This is a genomic window from Pseudomonas sp. C1C7, assembly GCF_013359595.1.
Taxonomy (GTDB): Bacteria; Pseudomonadota; Gammaproteobacteria; order Pseudomonadales; family Pseudomonadaceae; genus Aquipseudomonas.
The window spans coordinates 1-25867 of record NZ_JABFMP010000058.1 but is presented as its reverse complement, the minus strand read 5'-3'; the positions used below and the strand labels follow the sequence as shown (position 1 = coordinate 25867).

The following is a 25867-nucleotide window of genomic DNA, read 5'->3' as shown; positions in this document are numbered from 1 at the left end:
GATCTCAGGTACGCCTTCGCGGGCAAGCCTCGCTCCTACAAGGGATCGCGTTTCAGGCGATGACTGGGCGGCGCTCCAGCAGGTGTTCAAGCTCATTGAGTAATTGGTCACCACGCAGCAACTCGTAATGCCCACCCGCCAACAAACGATCCACCCCGTGCTGTCCGACCTGAGCCTCGAACACCCGACGCTCATCCTCACGTCCGGCCACCCACCAGCGGTGTGCCGCGACCTGCACCTTCGGCAATTGCCGTTGCGCCAAAGCCAGTTGCTTGAGCGATGAGCCTGTGGCGAAGATCTGGGTCAGTTCGCTGGCCCCCAGCGCCGCGTGGCCGTTGCCGCCGTGCATGGCGGCTTCAATCACGGCGGCGGCGCCTTCGCGTTCACCAAGGCCAGTCGCTTTCGCGGCAATCAGCCTCTGTGCCTCTTCAGACGGTTGACCGAGGACAAACTTCAGGAAGTCGGCCAAATCTTCACGCCAGTCCCCCGCTTCCGCCGTGCCCGCCACGTAACTGTCGACCAGCCCGGCAAACGCCACCACCTGCCCCTGCCCTTCCAGCTCATGGGCGACCAGTTGGGTCAGCGCACCACCCAGCGACCAGCCCAGCAGGTAGTACGGACCGTCCGCCTGCTGCGCGCGAATCCGCTGCGCATAGGCCTGGGCCATCGCCGCCAGCGACTCGTCCTGCCACTGCGGATCGAGCAGCATCCGGCATTGCAGGCCGTACACCGTGCGCCGTCCTTCCAGGCGGCGGGCCAGCGGTTCGTAGTCGAACACCGTACCGAAACCGGCGTGCAGGCAGAACAGCGCCGGCACGTTGGCCACCCGGCCATTCAGGGCCAGCAGCGGGTCCGGCGCGCTTGCCGTCTCCGCAGCCTGATAGCCACTGAGTTCAGCGATGCACGGCTTCTGCATCAGGTCCCGCAGCTTCAGCTCGAAGCCCAGCTCCGGCTGGCTGCGCACCCGGGAGATGACCTTGAGCACCTGCAACGAGTCGCCGCCGAGCTCGAAGAAGTTGTCGTCGATACCCACCTGCGGCACGCCGAGCACTTCTTGCCAGATCGCGGTCAGCGCGGTTTCCAGGGCGTTGCGCGGCGCGCGGTAACCGCCGACGGCCCACTCCGGTTGCGGCAATGCGCGACGGTCGAGCTTGCCGTTGGCCGACAGCGGGAAACGCTCCAGCACCAGGATTCGCGCCGGGACCATGTAGTCCGGCAGTTGCCCCTGCAACTCGGCCTTCAAACGGCGATCCAGTCCGACAGTGCCATCACCGACAACGTATCCAACCAGCTGCTTGCCGGTCGGCGTGTCGTGCACCACCACGGCGGCATCCTGCACCCCGGCGCACTCACGCAGGCGCGCTTCGATCTCGCCCAGTTCGATACGGAAACCACGGATCTTCACCTGCTGATCGAGGCGACCGAGGTAGTCGATCAACCCGCATTCACGCTGGCGCACCAGGTCGCCGGTACGGTACATGCGCCCGCCGGCCTCGAACGGATCGGGAATGAAGCGCTCGGCGCTCATGCCCGGACGCTGGTGATAACCCCGGGCCAGGCACTCGCCACCCAGGTACAGCTCGCCGCTGACACCCACCGGCAACGGGTTCAGGTCCGCGTCGAGAATGTACAAACCACGCCCGGCCACACCACGGCCAATCGGCGCGTAGGCCGCCTCGCAACGCTCGCTGGCCTCGGCACGCCACAGCAGCGGCGTGACCACGGTTTCGGTCGGGCCGTAACCGTTGACCAGACGCTGCGGACGCAACGCGCGCTTGACCTGCTCGAAGCTGGCGTCCGGCACCGCATCGCCACCGAAGCAATACACCTGCACCGCCGGCGGATTGCCCAGGCGCTCGGCGACTTCGGCCATCTGTTGCAGATACGCCGGCGGGAAGCAGGCCACGGTGACGCTGTGGCGATGCAACACCTGCAAGGTCTGCTCCGGCGTCCACAGGTTGTCCTCGCGGATCACCAGGCTGCCACCGGCCAGCATCACGCTGAGCCAACGCTCCTGGGCACCGTCGAAGGCGAACGACATGAAGTGCAGTTCGCGGCTGTGCGGCGCCAGTTCATACAGGTCGATGATGCCGCGGCAATGCCGGGCAATCGGCCCCCGGGCCACGGCTACGCCTTTGGGCTGGCCGGTGGAGCCGGAGGTGTAGATCAGGTAGGCGAGATGCCCCGGCAGTGGATCGACCACCGGACATTCGCTGCTGCCGACAACGCTCAACTGATCGAGCAACAAGCGCGGCGGGCTGTCGGCCAACGGCAGGCGCTCACCCAGATCGCTGTCACAAATCAGCAGGCTCGCCGCCGAATCGCTGAGCATGTACGCCAGTCGCTCGGCCGGATAAGCCAGGTCCAGCGGCAGGTACGCGGCACCGGCCTTGAGCACCGCGAGGAACGCGACAATGGTGCGCTCCGAACGCGGCAACGCCACTGCCACCATGCTTTCGGCACCAATGCCACGGGCGATCAGTTGCTGCGCCAAGCCGTTGGCCTGCGCATCGAGATCGGCATAGCTGACTTCCCGCTCCTCGCAGAACAGCGCGATTTTCTGCGGCTGAGTGCGAACGTGCTGATTGAAGCTGTGCAGCAAGTCGCAAGCGTCCGCCGACGCCTGGGGCAGACTCAACCGCGCCTCGGGCAAGCCGATGTTGCCCAGCAGGCAATCGGCATCCTGCGGCAACGCGCGCAACAACCCTTCCAGCTGCGCCCGAATCCGCTGCACTTCCACTTCGCTGAAGCGATCGCGCAGATACAGGTATTCGACCTCCAGCCCTTCATCGTTGGCGCTGACCATCAAGTCCATCGGGAAGTTGGTCACGCCACCGCTGCCGACATCGGCAAAGCGCAGTTCGCCTTCCTCGCCGCCCTTCAAGGCGCGGTCCACCGGATGGTTCTCGAACACGATGATGCTGTCGAACAGGCCCTGACCGCCCTGCCCGGCCCAACGCTGGATATCGGACAGCGGCGTGTGCTCATAGTCGCGCACGCTCAGGTTGTAGGCCTGCAACTCGCGCAGCCACTCGCCCAGCGGTTGCTGCGGGTCGAGGGTCTGGATCACCGGCAGGGTGTTGATGAACAGCCCGAGCATCTCCTGGGCACCGGCGAGCTGCGTCGGACGCCCCGCCACCGTCGCGCCGAACGCCACGCTGCGCTGACCGCTGTGGCGTTGCAGCAGCAACAGCCACGCACCTTGCACCAGGGTGTTCAAGGTCACGCGCTGGGCCTTGGCGAAGCGCTGCAGTTTGCCCGTGGCCTGGGCGTCGAGGTCGCTGTACATCACGCCATGGCCGCAACCTTCGGCACCCGAAGCCTTGGCCAGAATGGTCGGTGCTTCCAGCACCGCCAGGCGCTCGCGCCAGAAACCTTCGGCCTGGGCCGCGTCCTGACGTTGCAGCCAGGCGATGTAGTCGGCGTAGCGACCGGTCAGCGCCGGCAGACTGTCGTGGTGATACAGACGCAGCATCTCGCCCAGCAGGCGCGAAGCACTCCAGCCGTCGAGCAGCAGGTGATGGTAGACCCAGATCATCTGGTGGCGGTTTTCACCCAGGCGAATCAGGACGAAGCGCATCAGCGGCGGGCAACTCAGGTCGAAGCCCTTGGCCTGCTCGGCCTCGGCCAACTCACGCAGCGCCTGTTCGGTGTCGGGATGCTCGCGCCAGTCGAGTTCTTCGATCGGCAGATCCACCTCGCCGAACACCGCCTGCAGCGGATCGGCCAGGCCATCGCGCCAGCGGAACGCCGCGCGCAGCACTTCATGACGCTCGATCAGCGTCTGCCAGGCGGCGCGGAAACGCGGCACCTGCAAGCCGTCGACCTCGACGCTCAGCTGGTTGACGTAAGGGTTGAGTTCCGGTGAGTCCAGGCAATGGAACAACATGCCCTGCTGCATCGGCGACAGCGGATACAGGTCTTGCAGCCCCTCACGCGCGGCCATATCGATGTGCGGCACCAAGGCAAAGGCCTCGACTTTCGGTACCGAAACCAACGCGCCCTCGCGACTGCCGGCCACCGCCGCCAGTGCTCGAATGGTCTGCTGCTCGAACAATTGCTTGGGACTGAACACCAGCCCGCGCTGCCCGGCGCGGCTGACCGCTTGCAGGGAGATGATCGAATCGCCACCGAGCTCGAAGAAGTTCTCGGTCACGCCCACCGAATCCAGACCCAGCAGCTCCTGCCAGATCTCCACCAGCAGCGCCTCGGCGCCTGTTGCGGCGACCACCTGATCTTCACGTTGGCGCGTGGCTTGCGGCGCCGGCAGGCCTTGTCGATCCAGCTTGCCGTTCGGCGTCAGCGGCAGCGCATCCAGACACATCAGATGCGCTGGCAGCATGTGCGCCGGCAGGCGGCTGCGCAGGTGCGCGGTCAGGGCATCACGCAGTTGCTGCTCGTCGGCCTGGGGATCGCGTGGCACCACATAACCCACCAGTTGCCGACTGGTCGGGCCTTCGCGGTCGATCACGAAGGCTTCACGCACGCCGTCATGTTCCAGCAGGCAGGCTTCGATTTCGCCCAGCTCGATACGGAAACCGCGAATCTTCACTTGCTGGTCGATCCGGCCCAGGTATTCCACCACGCCATCGGCACGGAACCGCGCCAGGTCGCCACTGCGATACAGGCGCGCCCCCGGCACGAACGGGTCCGGCACGAAACGTTCGGCGGTCAGGTCCGGACGCTGGTGATAACCCCGGGCAACGCCCTCGCCGCCCAGGTACAACTCGCCCGCCACGCCCACCGGCAACGGCTGCAAACCGCCGTCGAGGATGTAGGCGCTGCGGTTGCCCACCGGCCGGCCGATCGGCATGAAGGCCGAGTCGAATTCGGTGTCCGGGTAGGCCAGCCAGATCAGCGGCGTGATCACGGTTTCGGTCGGGCCGTAGCCGTTGATCAGGCGCTTGGGTTGCAGGATCTGCTGCACTTCGTCGAAGGCATGCTTGGCCATGCCTTCACCGCACGGGGTGTAGGAACGGATCGGCAAATCACGCCCGGCCTCGCCCATGAAGTCGGCGATTTGCCCCAGATAGGTCGGGGTGAAGCAGGCGATGGTGATGCGGTGTTTTTCGATCTCGGCGCAGGTGCGCTCCACGCTCCACAACTCGTCGTCGCGGGGCATCACCGCCGAGCCGAACACCAGCGGCGTCAGCCAGCGCTCGTGGGCGCCGTCGAAGCTGATGGAGGCGAATTGCAGCTCGCGATCCTCCGGGGTCATGCCGTACAGCTCGCCGATGGACAGGCAATGCATGGCCAGCGGACCGTGGGCCACGCTGACGCCTTTGGGCCGGCCGGTGGAGCCCGAGGTGTAGATCAGGTAGGCGAGGTTTTCGCCGCAGGTCAGGTTGACCGGATTGCTGTCGGCCATGGCGTCCAGCGGCTCGCGGTCGATGTCCAGCACCGACAGGCCTTGCGGCAGCGGCAGTTTTTCCCGCAACCAGGACTGGCTGATCAGCAGCGAGATACCGCTGTCGGCCATCAAGTAGCTCAGGCGCTCGGCCGGGTAGGCCGGGTCCAGCGGCACGTAGGCGCCGCCCGCCTTGAGGATCGCCAGCAGGCCGACGATCATTTCCGGCGAGCGTTGCATCGCCAGGCCGACCCGCACTTCCGGACCGATGCCCAGTGCGCGCAGGCGATGGGCCAATTGGTTGGCGCGGCGGTTGAGCTGGTCGAACGTCAGTTCCAGATCGTTGAAGATCAGCGCCGTGGCCTGTGGACGAATGTCGGCCTGGGCTTCGATCAGTTGATGCACGCACAGCGGATTTTGCGCAGCCGTGAACGCAGGGTTCCATTCCACCAGTTGCTGCTGGCGCTCGGCGACGGTCAGCAGGTCCAGTTCGCTCAGGGCGGCCTGGGGTGCGGCGACCATCGCCGCCAGCAACGCCGCCAGATGCTCGCTCATGCGGGCAATGGCCTCGGCGCTGAAGTGGCTGCACTGGTAGCTCCAGTTCAGGCTCAGCTGGCTTTCGGCGGTGGCGGCAATCGTCAGCGGGAAGTTGGTGCGTTCGTGATTTTGCTGGATCGAGAAACTCAGGCCCGCCGGCGCGCCCTGTTGCAGCGCTTCGGCCACCGGGAAGTTTTCGAACACCAGCAGGCTGTCGAACAGCGGCTCGCCGGCCCGTCCGGCCCAGCGCTGGATGTCGCCCAGCGCGGTGAACTCATGCTCGCGCAGTTCCAGGTTCTGCGCCTGCAAGCGGCCCAGCCACTGCTCGACGCTCTCAACCGCATCCGGGCTGCTGATCACCGGCAAGGTGTTGATGAACAGGCCCAGCTGGCTTTCCGCCCCCGGCAGATCCACCGGACGCCCCGCCACCGTGGCGCCGAACGCCACGCTGCGCTGGCCGCTGTAGCGTTGCAGCAACAAGGCCCAGGCGCCTTGCACCAAGGTGTTGAGGGTGACTTTGCGCTGACGGGCGAACTCGCTGAAGCGCTGGGTGGTGGCCACGTCGAAGGTCTGGCGATGGTCGGCAAAGCCTGCGCTTTGATGACTGTGACCCAGGCTTTGGGCCAGCAACGTCGGGTTATCGAGACTCGCCAGTTGCCCGCGCCAGAACAGCTCGTCAGCCTCGGCATCCTGGCGTTGCAGCCAACCGATGTAGTCGGCGAAGCGCCCACTCGGCACCGGCACGTCCAGCCCGGCGTAACGCTGCAGCACTTCGCTGAGCAGCAGCGAATTGCTCCAGCCATCGAGCAGCAGGTGATGGTGGGTGTAGATCAGTTGCTGACGCTCGTCGTCCAGACGCACCAGAGCCAGGCGCATCAACGGCGCACGGCCCGGATCGAGTTGCAGGCGTTCGCTGTCGACCAGTTGCGCGAGCGCCTGCGCCTGATCGCCGCGCTCGCGCCAGTCCAGGCAGGTGAACGGCAGCGGCAGATGACGGTGCACCAGTTGCACCGGCGCCTCGACACCTTCGGGGAAGTGGAAGCTGCTGCGCAGGATGGCGTGGCTGTCGAGGACCGCCTGCCATGCCTGGCCCAGTCGCTGTGGATCGAGGCCACGGGCTTCGACGCTGAGCTGGTTCACATAAGCGCCAGACGCCGACTCATACAGGCTGTGGAAAAGCAGGCCGGCCTGCATCGGCGACAGTGGATACAGGTCCTCGATCTGCGCCGGCGGCACCGGCAGCGCATCGAGTTGCACCTGGTTCAAGCGCGCCAACGGGAAGTCCGCCGGGGTCACACCGCCCGCGCCATCGCTCAGGCAGTGGGCGATCAACGCCAGCAGTTCCGTGCGGAAATCATCGGCCAGGGCTTCGATCTCGCGGCGCTCGAAGCAGTCACGGCTGAAGGTCCAGTCCAGTTTCAGTTCGCCGCCGTACACCTGTCCGTCCACCGACAGCCAGTTCGGCAGCGGCGCATCGGCCGATTGCGCGGCGCCGCTGGATTCCCGCGCCGGGGAGAACAGCGCGTCCTGGGCAAAGCTCTGGTCGAACTGGCCCAGATAGTTGAAGGTCACCCGCGCCTGAGGCAGAGCGGCCAGCGTGGCTTGCGCCGAGGCATCGCCCAGGTAGCGCAGCAGGCCGTAGCCCAGGCCCTTGCCGGGGATCTCGCGCAGTTGCTGCTTGATCGCCTTGATCGAGCCGCCCAGGTCGGCGGTCGGGGTCAGGCGCACCGGGAACAGGCTGGAGAACCAGCCGACAGTGCGGGTCAGGTCGATATCGTCGAACAGCTCTTCGCGGCCGTGGCCTTCAAGTTGGATCAACGCCGACGCGCTGCCGGTCCAGCGACTGAGGGTCCGCGCCAGCGCGGTCAGCAGCAGGTCGTTGACCTGGGTGCGATAGATCGCCGGGGCCTGTTGCAGCAGTTGGCGGGTTTGCTCGCGATCAAGGCCGATGCTCACGCCCTGACGCAGATGCCCGGCCTGACTGGCCTGTGGATTGGCAGCCGGCAGAACATCGCTCGCGCCGCCCAGTTGATCCTGCCACCAGCTCAACTCATCGATGGCAGCTTCGGAACGGGCATAGGCGTCGAGCTTATCGGCCCAGGCCTGGAACGAACTGGTCTTCGGCGGCAGAGCTTCACCTTGATACGCCGCCTGCAAATCTTCCAGCAGCACCCGCCAGGACACGCCGTCCACAGCCAGGTGATGGATCACCAGCAGCAAGCGTTGCGAACCATCGGCCTGGGCAATCAGCGCCACCCGCAGCAGCGGGCCGTCCTGCAGGCTGAGGCTGCGCTGGGCTTCGTCGCACACCGATTCGAGCGAAGCATCGCTGGCCACCCGGGCGGTCCAGAGCATGTCGATCACGTCGGCACTGTCGGCGCCGACATAACGAGCCGACCATTGGCCGTCGATCTGGCTGAAACGCAAACGCAGAGCATCGTGCTGCTTGAGCAGGCGTTGCAGGGCGCCTTGCAGGCGCGGCAGTTCCAGGGTTTCACGCGGGGTCAGCAACACCGCCTGGTTCCAATGGGCCCGTTGCGGGATCGGCTCTTCGAAGAACCAGCGCTGGATCGGCGTGAGCTGCTGCGCACCGTCCACCGGCCCCTGTTGCGCCAGCGGCGCGACCTGCTCCTTGACCACCGTGGCCAGGGCTTGCAGGGTCTGCTGCTGGAACAGGTCTCGCGGTTGCAGGCTCAGGCCGGCACGGCGGGCGCGGCTGACCACCTGAATCGAAATGATCGAGTCGCCGCCCAGCTCGAAGAAATTGTCCTGGCGTCCGACCTGCTCGACGCCCAGCACCTCCTGCCAGATCTGCGCCAGCACTTGCTCATGGGCGGTGCGCGGCGCTTCGAAGGCACGCTGGCTGACCTGCGCGGTCGGTGCCGGCAGGCGCTTGCGCTCCAGTTTGCCGTTGGGGCTCAGGGGCATCTGTTCGATCAGCACCGTCTGCGCCGGCACCATGTAATCCGGCAGGCTGCCGAGCAGATGGGTTTTCAGGGTTTCGCGCCAGGCGCCCTGCTGCTCGGCATCGGCCGCCACCAGCGCGCGATCCTGCGGAACGACATAGGCCACCAGTTGCTTGCCGCTCGGACCGTCGAGGGCCAGCACCACGGCTTCCTGCACCTCGGCGTGTTCCTGCAGGCGCGCCTCGATCTCGCCCAGCTCGATGCGCAGGCCGCGAATCTTCACCTGATGGTCGATACGCCCGCAGTAGTCGATGGCGCCGTCGGCGCGGTAGCGCGCCAGGTCACCGGTGCGATACAGGCGCTCGCCGCTGCTGAACGGATCGACCACGAAACGTTCGGCGGTCAGCGCGCCGCGACGGTGATAACCACGCGCCAGGCCGACACCGCCCAGGTACAGCTCACCCACCGCGCCCATCGGCAGGGGTTGCAGTTCGCTGTCGAGGATGCAGGTGCGCAGGTTGGCGATCGGTCGACCGATCGGCACGCTGTCGCGGCCCTCTTCCACGCAGGTCCAGTGGGTCACGTCGATGGCGGCTTCGGTGGGGCCGTAAAGGTTGTACAGATTGGCTTGGGGCAGGTTGCGCAGGGTCTGGCGTTGCAGCTCCATCGGCAGCGCTTCGCCACTGCAAATGATCCGGGTCAGCGAGGTGCAGGCCAGCGCCTCGTCGGCGACGATGAAGGCCGAGAGCATCGACGGCACGAAGTGCAGCGTGGTGATGCGCTGTTCGACGATCAGCGCGGCCAGGCGTTGCGGATCGCGGTGCTCGCCTGGAGCGGCGATCACCAGGGTCGCGCCTTTCATCAACGGCCAGAAAAACTCCCAGACCGACACGTCGAAGCTGAACGGGGTCTTTTGCAGCACGCGGTCCGCCGGCTGCAGGTGGTAGGCGTCCTGCATCCACTCGATGCGGTTGTGCAGCGCCACATGACGGTTGCCCGCGCCCTTGGGTTTTCCGGTGGAGCCGGAGGTGTAGATCATGTAGGCGAGGTTTTCCGCCAGCGCGACGTTGGGCAGATCCGTGCCCGGCAGCTCGCTCAGCCACTCGGCGTCCGCTTGCAGGCACAAGGTGCGCACGTGGTCCGGGGTCGGCAGTTGCGCCAGCAGATGGTCCTGGGTCAGCAGCAACGCAATGCCGCTGTCTCCGATCATGTAGCTCAGGCGGTCCAGCGGGTATTCCGGGTCCAGCGGCACATAGGCGCCACCGGCCTTGAGGATCGCCAGCAGGCCGACGACCATTTCGAAGGAACGCTCGCAGGCGATGCCGACGATCACTTCCGGGCCCACACCTTGCGAGCGCAGGTGATGGGCCAGGCGATTGGCGCGAAGGTTCAGCTCGGCGTAACTCAGGGACTGGCCCTGGAACACCAGCGCCGTCGCGTGCGGGCTTTCAATCACCCGCGCTTCGAATTGGCGCTGTACGCAGACGTCGCCCGGATAACTGTGGGCGGTGTCGTTGAGGTCGTCGAGGATGCGCAGGCGCTCGTCGGCGTCCAGCACCGGCAGTTCGGCAATCGGGGTTTGCGGGTTGGCCAGGACGCCGGCCAACAGGTTGCGCCAGTGCTGCGCCAAATGCTCGATGCGTTCGGCATCGAACAGGTCGGTGGCGTAGGTCAGGCTGGCGAACAGTTGGTCGCCCTGTTCCTGGGTGTCCAGTTGCAGGTCGAACTGGGTGGTGGGCGCCGTGGCGTTCAGCGCTTGCACCCGAAGGCCCGCGAGCAAGCCGCTGACCGCCGTCGGCCGCGCCTGCTGGTGGTTGAACATCACCTGGAACAGCGGGCTGTGGCTGAGGCTGCGCTCGCCTTGCAGCGACTGCACCAGACGCTCGAATGGCAGGTCCTGGTAATCCTGGGCATCCAGCGACGCGGCGCGGGTCTGCTCCAGCAACTGGCTGAACGGCAGGCGGCCGTCGAGCTCGGCGCGCATCACCTGGGTGTTGACGAAGAAACCGATCAGGCCACGGGTTTCCGCGCGATTGCGGTTGCCGATGGGCACGCCGATGCGCAGGTCGGACTGGCCGCTGTAGCGGTACAGCAAGGCCTGGAAGCTGGCCAGCAACAGCATGAACGGCGTGACGCCGCGCTGTTTGGCCAGGGCCATCAAGCCGCTGGCCAGTCGAGGGTCAAGGGCGAAATCCAGGCGGGCGCCGCACTGGCTCGGTTGCGCCGGGCGCGGGCGATCAGTCGGCAGTTCCAGCAGCGGTTGCTCGCTGCCGAGGGTGTTGCGCCACCAGTTCAGTTGACGCTCAAGCTCCCCCGCTTCCATCCAGCGCTTCTGCCAGGCGGCGTAGTCCGAATACTGAATCGGCAGCGCTTCAAGCTCCGCGCCCTTGCCTTGGCAATGGGCGGCATACAGGCGGGAAAACTCCTCCACCAGCACGCCCATCGACCAGCCGTCGGTGACGATGTGATGCAGGGTCAGCACCAGCACGTGGTCCTCGGCGTCCAGCTGCAACAGACTCACCCGCAGCAGCGGGCCGTGTTGCAGATCGAACGGCCGGGCAATCTCCGCGTCGACCTTCTTCATTGCCGACTCGAACGGCTGCGGTTCATTGCGCAAATCATGCTGCTCGATGGCCAACGAGCTGACCGACGCCAGCGTCTGCAGCACCTGCCCGTCGTCTTCGACAAAACGGCTGCGCAGGCTCTGATGCCGCTCCAGCAACACGTCGAAGCTCTGTTGCAGCGCTGCTGGATTCAGCGGGCCTTCCAGGCGCAGCGCCGCGGGAATGTTGTAGGCGCTGCCCTGGGGATCGAGCTGCCAGAGGAACCACTGGCGCTGTTGCGCATAGGACAGCTCGAAAGCGGCCCGGGGTTCGGCGGCGGGCGGAATCGGCAACTGGCCGAAGCTGACGCCCTGCTCTTGCATGCGTGTCAGGAATTCGCGGCGCTTGTCGGCGGGCAGGCCGGCGAAGCGGGTGGCGATACGCATGGCGGTGGTGTGTTCCATCAGTTGATCTCCATCTCGTCGAGGAGCGACTCAAGCGCATCCAGACGGGCATCGTTGTCAGTCGGGGCCTGTTGACCGGCCATGGCGGCATAGGCCTGAAGGTCGTTGGTTTCGAACAGCGCGCGCAGCGGCAGCTCGATGCCCAGTTCCAGTTCCACGCGGGCGCTGGCCTGGGCGGCGAGCAGCGAGTGCCCGCCCAATTCGAAAAAGTTGTCGCGCCGGCCAATCCGTGCCACGCCCAGCACCTGGGCCCAGATCGCCGCCAGTTGCTGTTCGAGCGCGCCTTCGGGGGCTTCAAACGGACGCTGCCAGTCCTCGGCGTCCGGCAGCGGCAGGGCCTTGCGGTCGAGCTTGCCGTTGCCGGTCAAGGGCAGCTCATCGAGCAGCAGCCAATGGCTGGGCACCATGTAGTCCGGCAGGTCGACCTTGAGCGCGGCGCGCATTTGCTCGCGCCAGGTGATCGGCTCGCTCGGGGTCTGCTCGGCCACCACGTAGGCGCACAGCTGCGGCCCGGCGTCGGCGTTGTGCACGCTGATCACCGCCTGGCGCACGCCGGGTTGCGCCAGCAGTGCGGCCTCGATTTCGCCCAGTTCGATGCGGAAACCGCGAATTTTCACTTGCTGGTCGATGCGCCCCAGGTAATCGATGCTGCCGTCGTCGCGCTGGCGCGCCAGATCGCCGCTGCGATACAGGCGTTGTGACGGGTCGAACGGGCTCGGCACGAAGCGCTCGGCAGTCAGGCCGAAACGCCCGTGATAACCCCGCGCCAGGCCGGCACCGGCGATGTACAGCTCGCCCGCCACGCCCACCGGCACCGGTTGCAGCTGGCTGTCGAGCAAGTACCAGCGCAGGTCGCGGATCGGCAGGCCGATCGGGCTTTGCGCCTTGCCATCAAGATCCGCCAGGCGGATCGCACGGTAGGTCACGTGCACCGTGGTTTCGGTGATGCCGTACATGTTGACCAGGGTGGGTTGTTGATCGCCGAAGCGCTCGAACCATGGGCGCAGGCTCGCCACTTCCAGCGCTTCTCCACCGAAGATCACCTGGCGTAGCGCGAGGTTCTGCGGGCTGGCGCAGGCAATCGGCAGCAGTTGGCGGAAGGCGCTCGGGGTCTGGTTGAGCACGGTCACGCCTTCATCGCAGAGCAGGCGATGGAACGCCTGGGGCTCGCGGCTGATGTAGTACGGCACGATCACCAGGCGCCCGCCGGTGCACAGCGAACCGAACAGCTCCCACACCGAGAAATCGAAGGCGTAGGAATGGAACAGGGTCCAGACATCGTCGGCGCCGAAGTTGAACGCTTCAGCCGTTGCGCTCAGCAGACGGCCGACGTTGCCGTGGCTGAGCAGCGCACCTTTCGGTCGCCCGGTGGAGCCGGAGGTGTAGATCACGTAGGCGAGGTTGTCCGGGGTCGACAGCGGCGGCAGGTTGTCGCTGGCGTAGCCGTCCAGTTGCAGGGACGTCAGGTCCAGCACCTGCACGCCGTCGCGGGCCGGCAGACCTTCCATCAAGTGTTCCTGAGTCAGCAGCAGTGCAATGCCGCTGTCCTCGATCATGTAGCTCAGGCGCTCGGCCGGGTATTGCGGGTCCAGCGGCACATAGGCGCCACCGGCCTTGAGGATCGCCAGCAGGCCGACCACGAGCGGCATCGCCCGCTCGGTGGCGATGCCCACTTTCACTTCCGGGCCGACGCCCTGCTCGCGCAGCTTGCGCGCCAGACGGTTGGCCTGGGCGTTGAGCGCGGCGTAGCTCAGGTGCTCGCCTTCATGGCTCAGGGCGATGGCGCTCGGCCGTTGTGCGACCTGAGCTTCGAACAGCTGATGCAGGGTCGGCGATGCCGGTTGCGCCTGGAACGCCGGGTTCCAGTGCTGGATCAGCTCGGGGTATTGCGCAGCTTGCAGCAGCGGCAGTTCGGCGACCCGTTGCTGTGGATCGGCGACCACGGCGCGCAGCAGGTTCAGCCACTGTTCGGCGAGGCGCTGCATCGAGGCTTCATCGTACAGGTCGCTGGCGTAACTCAGGCTGGCGTCCAGTGTGTCGCCCTGCTCCTGGGTATCGAGCACCAGATCGAATTGCGCGGTGTGTTGCTGCCAGTGCAGGCGTTCGACCTGCAACTCGCCAACCGTGCGTTCGACATTGGCGCCCAATTGCTGCTGGTGGTTGTAGAGCACCTGGAACAGCGGGCTGTGATTGAGGCTGCGGTCCGGTTGCAGGGCGTCCACCAGTTGCTCGAACGGCAGGTCCTGATGGGCCTGGGCCGCCAGCGCGGTGCGCTTGACCTGTTGCAGCAAGGTGCTGAACGGCTGCTGGCCGTCGATCTCGGCGCGCAGCACCTGGGTGTTGATGAAGAAGCCGATCAGGCCTTCGGTTTCCAAGCGCGAACGGCCAGCGCTCGGCACGCCGACGCTGATGCCCGACTGGCCGCTCTGGCGATGCAGCAGGGTCTGGAAGCTGGCCAGCAACAGCATGAACAACGTCACTTGCTGCGCCTGCGCGCAGGTTCGCAGGCCGGCCAGCAGCGTTTGATCGACGTTCAGCGTCAGGCTGGCGCCGCGTCCGCTGCGCCGGGCCGGGCGGCTCAGTTCGCTCGGCAATTCCAGGGGAGCCTGGCTGCCTTGCAGCTGCTCGCGCCACCAGCTCAGCTGGCGTGCGCCCTCCCCGGCTTCCAGCCAGTCGCGCTGCCAGCGGGCGTAGTCGCTGTAGGCCACCGGCAATGCGTTCAGGTTCGCGGCAGCGCCAGTGACGGCAGCCTGATACAGGGCGCTGAACTCGTCGACCATCACCTGCATCGACCAGCCATCGGCGGCGATGTGGTGCACGGTGAGCACCAGCACGTGCTCGTCGCTGCCGACTTGCAGCAGCACGGCGCGCCACAGCGGGCCGTTGCGCAGGTCGAAGGGTTGGGCGATTTCCTCGGCCACCGCATGGTCGATGGCCGACTCATCGATAGAGCGCTCGACGAGTTGCAGCGGCAGTTCGCCGTGAATCACCGGCCGCGCCTGTTGGCCGTCCTGTTCGAAGGTGGTGCGCAGGGTTTCGTGGCGGGCCTGCAACTGCTCGAAGGCCTGACGCAGTGCTTCGCGGTTCAACGCACCCTTGAGACGCAGGGCGGCCGGAATGTTGTAGGCGCTGCTGTGCGGGTCCAGCTGCCAGAGAATCCACTGGCGTTGCTGGGCGTAGGACAGCACTTTGGGTTGATCGGCCTGCGCGGGTTGCAGCGGCGGTTGATTGCCGGCGCTGGCACGGGCGGCGCGCTCGGCAAATTCCGTCAGGCTACCCGCCGAGAACAGGCTGCTGACCGACAGTTCGATCTGCAGTTGCTGACGGGCGCGGGAGATCACTTGCAGCACCAGCAGCGAATGACCGCCGAGGGCGAAGAAGTTGTCGTCGCGGCCTACCTGCTCGACCTGCAGCACTTCCTGCCAGATCTGAGCCAGTTGGGTTTCGAGTCCTTGAGCCGGCGCCACGAAGACGCGTTGTGCAGCGTCTGCTTCGGCACGAGGCAAAGACTTGCGGTCGAGCTTGCCGTTGTTGTTCAGCGGCAGCTTGTCGAGCAGGACCAAGTGGCTGGGCACCATGTAATCGGGCAGTGACTTTTGCAGGATCGCCTTGAGGCTTTGCAGATAGTCCGCTTCGCTCGCCACCGCGGCGCTGGCGACGATGTAGGCCACCAGTTGCGTGCCGTCCTGGGCGATGACCGCTGCTTCGCGCACTTCGTCCCGGGCTTGCAGGCAGGCTTCGATCTCGCCCATTTCGATGCGGAAACCGCGGATCTTCACCTGATGGTCGATGCGTCCGACGTATTCCAGATCACCGTTGCCGTTGTAGCGCGCCAGGTCGCCGCTGCGGTACAGGCGTGCGCCCGGCTCACGGGCGAACGGGTCCGGCAGGAAACGCTCGGCGGTCAATGCCGGGCGGTTGAAGTAGCTTTGCGCCAGACAGGCCGGCGCGCCGATGCACAGCTCGCCCACGCCTTCGGCCGGCACCAGCTGGCCCGCAGCGTCGAGCACGTACAGGGCACGGCCAGCGATGGCGCGCCCGATGGGGATGCCGAACGCGTCGCTGGCGTCGTGCAGTTGGCATTCGTGGGTGCTGGACACCACGGTGGCTTCGGTCGGGCCGTAGGTGTTGAGCAGGCGGATGTGGTTCAAGCCGGCCTGATGCCACAGGCGCAGTCCTTCCACCGACATGGCTTCGCCGCCGACATGGACCTGGCGCAGGTTGCCGAGGTTTTGCACCACGCCGCTGGCCGATTCCCGAGCCAGGAGGAACCAGTAGGCGGCGGGCAGGTCGGCCACGGTGACGCCTTGCTCGACGATTTCGCTGGCCAGGCGGCCGGCATCCCACAGGTCGTCGCCGCGCATGATCAGGGCGGCGCCGACGCACAGGGCCGGGAAGCATTGTTCGACGAAGCCGTCGAAGCTGAAGGTGGCGAATTGCAGGACGCGGTCGTTGGGGGTCAGGCGAGAATAGCCGGCGGCGGTCTGGCAGAACTCGCGCAGGGCGCCGTGGGTGATGGCGACGCCTTTGGGTTGGCCGGTGGAGCCGGAGGTGTAGATGATGTAGGCGAGATCGTTGGTGTCTGGGCGGGCCTCTTCGCGGGCAAGCCTCGCTCCTGCAGGGGTTGGCGTGTTGTCGTTGATGTAGAGGCGTGTCAGGTCGGATGGGAGATCCTGCAGCAGATCGGGTTCGGACAGCAGTACATCCAGGCGGCTGTCTTTGATCATGTAGGTCAGGCGTTCGGTTGGGTATTTCGGGTCGAGCGGGACGTAGGCGGCGCCGGTCTTGAGGACGGCCAGCAGGCTGACGATCAGTTGCGGCCCGCGGTGCAGGGCCAGTCCGATGCGCTTGCCGGGGGCGGCGCCGTAGTCGGTCAGGCGCTGGGCCAGTTGGTTGGCCTGGGTATCGAGCTGGCCGTAGGTCAGGGTTTGACCTTCGACTTGCAGGGCCAGGGCGTCCGGGTTCGCGGCGGCCTGAGCGGCGATTTGTTCGTGGGCCAGTTGGGTTGTGGATAACTCCACCGTGGCGGGTTGGCTGATGGCGAGCACTGCGTTCTGGCCATCGGCGTCGAGCAGTTGCAGGGTGCCGAGGGCTTTTTCCGGCGAGGCTACAAGTTGCGCCAGCAGGTGCTGCAACTGGGCGGACAGACGCTCGATTTGCGCGGCGCTGAAGCGTGCGCTGTCGTAGCTGAAGTCCAGGCTCAGGGCTTCGCCCAGTTCGATGCCCAGGGTCAGCGGGTAGTGGGTGCGTTCGTGGTTGTGCAAGTTGCCGAACGACAGCCCGGCCGGCGCGCCCTGTTTCAGCGCCTGCGCGACGGGGAAGTTTTCGAACACCAGCAGGCTGTCGAACAGCGCCGAACCCTGCTGCCCCGCCCAGCCCTGAATGTCGTACAGCGGCACATGCTCGAATTCACGCATCGCCAGGTTCAGCCCTTGCAACTCGCCGAGCCACTGGCTGACGGTTTGCCCGGGCTTGATCGCGCAGACCAGCGGCAGGGTGTTGATGAACAGGCCCAGCTGTTCTTCGATCCCTGGCAGCGGGGCCGAACGGCCGGCGACGGTGGCGCCGAACACCACGCAATCCTGACCGGTGTAGCGTTGCAGAAGCAGGCTCCACGCCGCTTGCAGCAGGGTGTTGAGGGTGACTTTCTGCTCGCGGGCGAATGCCGACAGACGCTGGGTGGTACGGATGTCGATAGCGGCGCGCAATTGCTCGCTGCCTTCGGCGCCCACCGGTGGGCGCAGGGCCTCGGCCAACAGGGTCGGAGTTTCCAGGGGTGCCAGTGCGGCTTTCCAGAACTGTTCGCCCGCCGTTGCCGATTGCTGTTGCAACCAGCCCAGATAATCGCGGTAGTGCCCGGTTGGCGCAGGCATCGACTGCCCGGCGGCGTAGTGCTGGATCACTTCGGCCAGCAACTGGGCGTTGCTCCAGCCGTCCATCAGGATGTGATGACTGGTGTAGATCAGATGCCAGGCGTCGGTGCCGGTCTGAACGAGTTTGAGGCGCAACAGCGGTGCACTGCCCAGTTCGAATCCTTTATCCCGCTCGGCATCAGCCAATTCATCTGTATCGACGCCTTCAAGCACTTCAAGCGGCAGTACCACCGAACGGGCAATTGCCTGATGCGCGGAGTCGAGTCCTTGCCAATGGAAGCTGCTGCGCAGAATGTCGTGGCGCTCGACCGCGGCCTGCCAGGCGCGGGTGAAACGCGCGGTGTCCAGGCCGCCGATGTCCAGGCGCAGCTGGCTGATGTAGGCGCCGACCTGCGGTTCGTAGAGGGTGTGGAACAGCATGCCCTGTTGCATCGGCGACAGCGGGTAAAGGTCTTCGAGGTTGGTCAGCGACAGATCGTCGAGCTGCCCCTGGCTGATACGCGCCAGCGGGAAGTCCGAGGGCGTGGCTTGCGCTGTTTCGAGCGAGCAGCAGTGTTCGATCAGCGCATTGAGCTGCTGCGCATACTCGTCCGCCAGACGCTGGACGGTCGCGGTGTCGAACATCTCGCGGCTGAAACCCCAGCTCAGGGACAGCTCGCCGCCATACACCTGACCTTCCACCACCAGCCAGTTACCCAGCGGCGCGGATGGATCCTGAGCGATGCCGTTGCCTTCGGTGGACGGAGTGAACAGCGCGCCCTCGTCGAACTGGCGGTCGAACTGCCCCAGGTAGTTGAAGGTGATACGTGGCTGCGGCAATGCCGCAAGTTCCGTGCGGGTCTGTGCGTCGCCCAGATAACGCAGCGCGCCGTAACCCAGGCCCTTGTCCGGCACGGCGCGCAGTTGTTCCTTGATCGACTTGATCGAGGTGCCAAGATCGGCGGCAGGTTTGAGGTTGACCGGGAACAGACTGGTGAACCAACCGACCGTGCGGGTCAGGTCGACGCCTTCGAACAGGTCTTCGCGGCCATGGCCTTCGAGCTGGATCAGCGTGCTGCCCTCCCCGCTCCACAGGCAGACGGCGCGGGCCAGGGCGGTCAGCAGCAGGTCGTTGACCTGGGTGCGATAGGCCGCCGGGGCCTGTTGCAGCAGTTTGCGGGTCTGTTCGCTGTCGAGGCGGATTTCCAGCTTGTGTTCGAAACGGTTTTCCAGCGCGCCGTTCGGGCGTTCGCACGGCAGGTCGGTCGGGGCGTCTTGCAGTTGCGTCTGCCAGTGACGGAGGCTCTGCTCAAAGGCGCCCAGATGATTCTGCAAACCGGCAACCCAGCGCTGGTAGCTGCTGGTTTTCGCCGGCACGCTGCCACCGGTGTAGAACTGCTGAAGGTCTTCGAGCAACACACGCCAGGACACCCCGTCCACCGCCAAGTGGTGAACCACCAGCAGCAGACGCTCGCTGCCGTCGGCCATGGCCACCCACAGGGCGCGCAGCAGCGGGCCGTTTTGCAAGTCGAGGCTGCGCTGGGCTTCGTCGCACAGGGTGTTGAGTGCTTCAACCGATGAGGCTTCGCGGCGCCACAGCACCGAGTCGGTCGTCGGTGCGGCGTAGGTCTGCTGCCAGCCGCCGTCGGCCTGTTGATAACGCAGGCGCAGGCTGTCGTGATGGGTCAGCAGTTGTTCGAGGGCGCGCTCCAGTGCATCGCCGCTCAACGGCTCGCGAGGCACAAGCAGCAGCGACTGGTTCCAGTGCTGACGCGAAGGAATGGCCTGTTCGAAGAACCACTGCTGCACCGGCGCCAACGCCACCGCGCCCGTTGCCGGGCCCTGGTCGATCGGCGTCAGCTCGCCGGTGCGGGCGGCCTGGGCCAGGCTGCGCACGGTCTGGTGCTGGAACAGGTCCTTGGGGCTCAACAGGATCCCGGCCTGACGGGCGCGGCTGACCACTTGCATCGATACGATGGAGTCGCCGCCCAGCTCGAAGAAATTGTCTTCCAGGCCGACCGACTCGACGGCCAGCACATCCTGCCAGATCGCCGCGAGGGATTTTTCCAGGGCGCTGCGTGGCGCGACGTGTTCGCGCTGCTGGCTGGAACCGTCAATCGCCGGCAGTGCCTTGCGGTCGAGTTTGCCGTTGGGGGTCAACGGCAGTTGTTCGAGGAACAGCAGGAAGGCCGGGACCATGTAGTCCGGCAGGTGCTGACGCAACGCCGCTTTCAGGGTTTCACGCTGGCTGTTTTGCGCATCGTTGTCGGTTAGCAGCGCCGGATCGCTCGGCACGATGTAGGCCACCAGTTGCTGACCGCTGGCGCCTTCCTGGGCGAGTACCGCCAGTTCGCGCACGGTGTCCTGTTGCAGCAGCCGCGCTTCGATCTCACCCAACTCGATACGAAAGCCGCGCACCTTGACCTGATGGTCGATGCGGCCGACGTATTGCAGGTTGGCGTCGGCCTGATAACGGGTCAGGTCGCCGGTGCGGTACAGGCGCTCGCCGTTGCTTGAGAACGGATTCGGCACGTACTTCTCGGCGGTCAGGCCGGGCCGCGCCAGATACCCGCGGGTGATCCCGGCGCCGCTCAGGTACAGCTCGGCGGCCACACCCTGGGGCACCGGTTGCAGGTCGGCGTCCAGCAGGTAGCTGGCGGTGTGCTTGAGCGGACGGCCGATATTGGCCCGGCCGCCGGCTTCGCGGCGGGTCCAGGTGGAATAAGTGGTGTCTTCGGATGGGCCGTAGAGGTCGTAGACGTGCTCGACGGTGGCCTGCAGATACAACGCATCCACCAGGCTCTGCTTCAGCGGCTCGCCAGCCAGGTTGATGATGCGCACGCTCGGCGGTATCTGTCCGTCCCGTTGCAGCGCGTTGATCGCCGACGGCACGGTGTTGATCAGGCGCACCTGATCCCGGGCCGGCAGCAGCGGCAATTCCAAGGCATTGCGGGCGATGATCACCGATCCGCCGTTGGCCAGGGTCACGAACAGCTCCCACACCGACAGGTCGAAGCACACCGAAGTCGAGGCCAGCACGCCCTGGATGTCGTCGCGGCTGTACACCGACTGCGACCAGTCGATCAGCGCCAGCACGTTGCGGTGGGCGATGGCCACGCCCTTGGGCTTGCCGGTGGAGCCGGAGGTGTAGATCACGTAGGCCAGGTTGTCGGGTGTGACACGGGTGGTCGGCGCGCTGGTCGGATAGGCGTCCAACTCGATGCGGTCCAGCAACACGACGGCGGTGTCGTCGGCAACGCTCAGGGTTTCAGCCACGGCTTGCTCAGTGAGCAATACCAGGGCGCGGCTGTCTTCGAGCATGTAGGCGACACGCTCGGCCGGGTAGTCCGGGTCCAGCGGTACGTAGGCGCCGCCGGCCTTGAGCACTGCCAGCAAGGCCACCAGCAGTTGCTCCGAGCGCTGCATCGCCACGCCGACCCGCACTTCCGGGCCGACACCGAGTTCGATCAGTTTGTGGGCCAGGCGGTTGGCCTGCTCGTCGAGTTGCTTGTAGCTGAGCTGTTCAAGGCCGAAGGTCGCGGCCCATGCGTCCGGGGTTTCGGCAACCTGCCGGGCGATCAGTTGATGAATGCACAGGTCCTGCGCGAAAGGCGCATCGGCACGGTTCCAGTCATGGACGATGCGCTGGTATTCGGCCTGTTCCAGCAGTGGCAGATCGCTGATGCGCTGCCCGGCATCACCGCCCATGCCCCGCAGCAGATGCGTCCAGTGTTGCGCCATGCGCGCGATGGTCGTCGCGTCGAACAGGTCGTTGGCGTAGGTCAGCGCCGCGTGCAGTTTGCCGCCCTTCTCCCAGGTGTCGAGGGTCAGGTCGAACTGGGTGGTGCGGCCTTGCCACTCGATCACTCCCAGCGTCAGCCCGGATCGAGTGCTGACCGTGGAAATGTCCGCGACCTGCGGCTGGTGGTTGTACATCACCTGGAACAGCGGCGTGTGGCTGAGGCTGCGCTCCAGTTTCAGGGCTTCCACCAGACGCTCGAACGGCAGGTCCTGGTGGGCTTGAGCGCCGAGGGCGGTTTCCTTGATGCGTTGTAGCAGTTCGTCGACCCGGGTCTGGCCGTCCAACTGGGTGCGCAGTACCTGGGTGTTGACGAAGAAACCGATCAGGCCCTCGATCTCGCCGCGGTTGCGGTTGGCAATCGGCACGCCGACACGGATGTCACGCTGGCCGGTGTAGCGATGCAGCAGCACATTGAAGGCGCCGAGCAACAACATGAACAGGGTGATGTTGTGCTGCTGCGCGGTGGCCCGCAGTTGCTCGGCCAGCTGGCCGTCCACGGCGAATTCGTAGCGGGTACCGCGATAGCTCGGCATGGCCGGGCGCGGGTGATCGGTGGGCAGTTCCAGTACCGGGTGTTCGTCGCCCAGCTGCGCCTGCCAGTAGTCGAGCTGACGCGCCTGCTCGCCGGCTTCCAGCCAGCGGCGCTGCCACAGGGCGTAGTCGCTGTACTGGATCGGCAGCGGCGGCAGTTGCGGTTGCGTGCCGGCGTCGAAGGCGTCGTAGCAGCGGATGAATTCGTCGATCAGCACGTTCATCGACCAGCCGTCGGAGACGATGTGGTGCAGGGTCAGCAGCAGGACGTGTTCCTGCTCGGCGAGCTTGATCAGCGTGACTCTTAAGAGTGGACCGGTGCCGAGATCGAAAGGTTGTACGGATTGTTGTTCGGCAGCCTGGGCGACGGCCTGTTCGCGCTCGCTGGCGGGCAAGGTGCTGAAGTCGACGTGATTGATCGCCAATGACTCAGTGGCGGGCACTTGCAGCAGGCTGTCGTCGGCTTGCGGTGCGAACACCGTGCGCAGGGTTTCGTGGCGCGCCACCAGGGCGGCGAAGGCCTGTTCCAGCGCCGGCAGGTTCAGGGCACCAGTGAGACGCACCGCGCCCGGCAGGTTGTAGGCGCCGCTGTGCGGGTCCAGTTGCCAGAGAAACCACATGCGCTGCTGGGCGTAGGATAACGCCTGACGATCCTCGGCCTCGACGCCGGCGGGAATCGGAAACCGGGCGAAATCCACCCCCTCCTTGTGCAACGCCGCAAGGAACATCTGGCGCTTTTCCAGGGGCAACCCGATAAACCGGCGAGCAAGTTTCAAGGAGTCTTCAGCATTCATTTCTGGGTATCCGGATCAGTGGCGGGAAGCACAAAGGCACGTCGTCCCTATAGAACGAATGCAGACCGGAAAAATTAGCGAATGAGAATAACTGTCAGGTGGGGAGGTGGAGCGCGGGATTTGCGGAGCGGGTCAGGACACCAGGCCCCCAGAACACCACAATACCTGTAGCAGCCGGACGCAGGCTTCGCCAGCTGCTACAAGGTTCTTTTTTGGCTTGGGGAATGGGGTTAACCCACAGCCGCCATCGCATGCCGCCGATGATGAACCTCAAGCTGATCCTTGATCACCTTCAGCACCTTGGCCTCATGCTCATGGATGAAGAAGTGCCCGCCCCCCAACATGTCCACGGAAAAACTGCCACGGGTTTCCTTGCTCCAGCCGATCAATTGCTCGGTGGTGGCGCGGTCGGCCTTGCCGCCCAGGACATGCACCGGGCAGTTGAGCAAGGGCCGTTGCAGGGGTTCGAAGCGACCGCACAACTGGAAGTCGGCGCGAAGAATCGGCAGGGTCAGGCTCATCAGCTCTTCATTGGCCAGCACTTCCTCGCTGGTGCCGTTGAGGGTGCGCAGCTGGTCGATCAGCTCGGCGTCGGTCTTCGGCTCGGCGAAGCCGCGGTCGTAGTCGGCGCGCAGGGTCGGCGCGGCGGTGCCCGAAGCGAACAGCGCCACCGGTTCCGGGCAACCCAGCGAACGGAAGGCGTGGGCCATCTCGCAGGCCAGCAATGCACCGAGGCTATGGCCGAACAGCGCATACGGCGCCTTGAGGGTGCTCTTCTGTTCCTGGGCCAGTTGCAGCGCCAGCCGGCGCATGTCGGTGTGCAACGGCTCGCCGAAACGCGCGCCCCGTCCCGGCAGCTCCACCGGCTGCACTTTCAGCCATTGCGGCAGTTTGTTGCGCCAGCGGCTGTAAACCATGGCACTCGCGCCTGAGTAAGGCAGGCACAGCAATGTCAGCTGGGTCACCGGGCTTTCCTTGTGGGTTGTCTGAATGGGAGAACGGATGAACACCGCAGAAATTTAGTGGGACACAATACCCTGTGGGAGCGGGCTTGCCCGCGAAGAGGCCCGACCTGTCACCACCCAATGAACTCCCACCCACCAAAACCAGTCAGCTACTAAGCCCTCAGCGCAAAAAGGAGCCCCGCGACAATGGCTGACCACCCCGAACGCCAAAGCCCCATCGACGCCCACGGCATCATCGGCGACATGCGCAGCGCCGCGCTGGTCAATGACAAGGGCAGCGTGGATTTTTTCTGCTGGCCGGAATTCGACAGCCCGTCGATCTTCTGTTCGCTGCTCGACACCCCCGAAGCCGGGATTTTCCAGCTATCCCCGGACCTGCCCGACGCCCGTCGCGAGCAAATCTACCTGCCCGACACCAACGTTCTGCAAACCCGCTGGCTCAGCGACCGCGCCGTGGTGGAAATCACCGACCTGCTGCCCATTGGCGACACTGAAGACTGCCTGCCGCTGTTGATGCGGCAGGTGCGCGTAGTCAGTGGTCGCGCGACGTTCCGCCTGCGCTGCAATGTGCGCCACGATTATGCCCGCGCCCGCACGCGCACCCGGCTGGACAAGCAGGACGCGATCTTCGAGGCGACCCATCAGCCGTCCCTGCGGCTGTCGGCGGATCAGGCATTACAAGTCGATGATCACGGAGCCTTCGCCGAATTCACCCTCGAACAGGAGCAGACCGCCAGGTTCATGCTCGGCGCCATCGACGACCCGCGCTTCAAGGAAGGCGCCGCCGACCTGTGCCTGGAACGCACCCTGAAGTTCTGGCGCGACTGGATCGGCCAGTCCAACTACCGCGGACGCTGGCGGGAAATGGTCAATCGCTCGGCACTCGCCATGAAGCTGCTGACCTCGCGCAAGCACGGCGCGATCCTCGCCGCCGCGACCTTCGGCCTGCCGGAAGAATTCGGCGGACAACGCAACTGGGACTATCGCTACACCTGGATCCGCGATGCCTCGTTCACCGTCTATGCGTTCATGCGCCTGGGGTTTGTCGGCGAAGCCAACGCCTACATGCGCTGGTTGCGCGGGCGGGTCAGCGACTGTCATGGCAACTCGACCAAGCTCAACATCCTGTACGGCATCGACGGCCGCCAGGAACTGCCGGAAATCGAACTCACCCATCTGTCCGGCCATGGCGGCTCCAAACCGGTGCGCATCGGCAATCTGGCGTATGCCCAGGTGCAACTGGATATCTTCGGCGAGTTGATGGACGCGGTGTATCTTGTCAACAAGTACGGCGAGGCCATTTCCCACGAGGGCTGGAAGCATGTAGTGGAGGTGGTGGATCAGGTTTGCGAAACCTGGCAGCAGGAAGACGTGGGGATCTGGGAAATGCGCGGCGAGCAGCATCATTTTCTGCACTCGCGCCTGATGTGCTGGGTGGCGCTGGACCGGGCGATCCGCCTGGCCTCGAAGCGTTCGCTGCCCGCCCCTTTCGCCCGCTGGGACCAGACCCGGCAGGCGATCTATGCCGATATCTGGGACAACTTCTGGGACGAGGAGCGCGGGCATTTCATTCAGCACATCGGCGGCACGGGCCTCGACGGTTCGATGCTGCTGATGCCGCTGGTGCGATTCGTCAGCGCCAAGGATCCGCGCTGGCTTTCGACCCTGGGCGCCATCGAGAAAACCCTTGTGCGCGACGGCATGGTCTACCGCTACCAAAATGAACGCACCCACATCGACGGCCTGCCCGGCACCGAAGGCGCCTTCGCCGCGTGTTCGTTCTGGTACGTCGAATGCCTGGCCCGCGCCGGCCGGGTGGAGAAGGCGCATCTGGAGTTCGAACAGTTGCTCAGGTATGCCAGCCCGCTGGGGTTGTATGCGGAGGAATTCGACAGCCGCGCGCGGCACATGGGCAACACGCCCCAGGCGCTGACGCACCTGGCGTTGATCAGTGCGGCGTGTTTTCTGGATCGGCGGTTGAGTGGGGAGAAAGGGACTTGGCAGCCTTGAGTGTGGTGAGGGAGCTTGCCCTTGCCCCTCACCACAACAGCCCGTTCGCCACCTGTCCTACATGACTTAAACGAACCGCACGTCCCCCCCCAAAAATCCCCGGTTGCCAGCCACCC

At 65.5% G+C, this 25867-nt stretch carries 4 protein-coding genes; 1 reads left to right on the top strand and 3 read right to left on the bottom strand.

Annotated features, from left to right (window positions below):
- Positions 1 to 52: 52 nt before the first annotated feature.
- From HNO86_RS28595 to HNO86_RS28585, 3 genes are all read right to left on the bottom strand, one after another.
- Positions 53 to 11797: a non-ribosomal peptide synthase/polyketide synthase gene (locus HNO86_RS28595; RefSeq protein WP_175380287.1), complete on the bottom strand. Its 11745-nt coding sequence runs from the start codon at positions 11795 to 11797 to the stop codon at positions 53 to 55.
- Complete coding sequence (locus tag HNO86_RS28590; RefSeq protein WP_175380286.1) at positions 11797 to 22776, bottom strand: non-ribosomal peptide synthetase; 10980 nt, start codon at positions 22774 to 22776, stop codon at positions 11797 to 11799. The genes HNO86_RS28595 and HNO86_RS28590 overlap by 1 nt, the downstream gene beginning before the upstream one ends.
- Before the next feature lie 230 nt (positions 22777 to 23006).
- A complete protein-coding gene (locus HNO86_RS28585) occupies positions 23007 to 23741 on the bottom strand; it encodes an alpha/beta fold hydrolase (RefSeq protein ID WP_175380285.1) in 735 nt (244 codons plus the stop codon).
- 186 nt (positions 23742 to 23927) lie between these two features.
- On the opposite strand from HNO86_RS28585, the gene HNO86_RS28580 reads away from it, so the two are divergent.
- Entirely contained in the window at positions 23928 to 25751 is a 1824-nt protein-coding gene (locus HNO86_RS28580) for a glycoside hydrolase family 15 protein (RefSeq protein WP_175380284.1), read from the top strand.
- Positions 25752 to 25867: the final 116 nt, after the last annotated feature.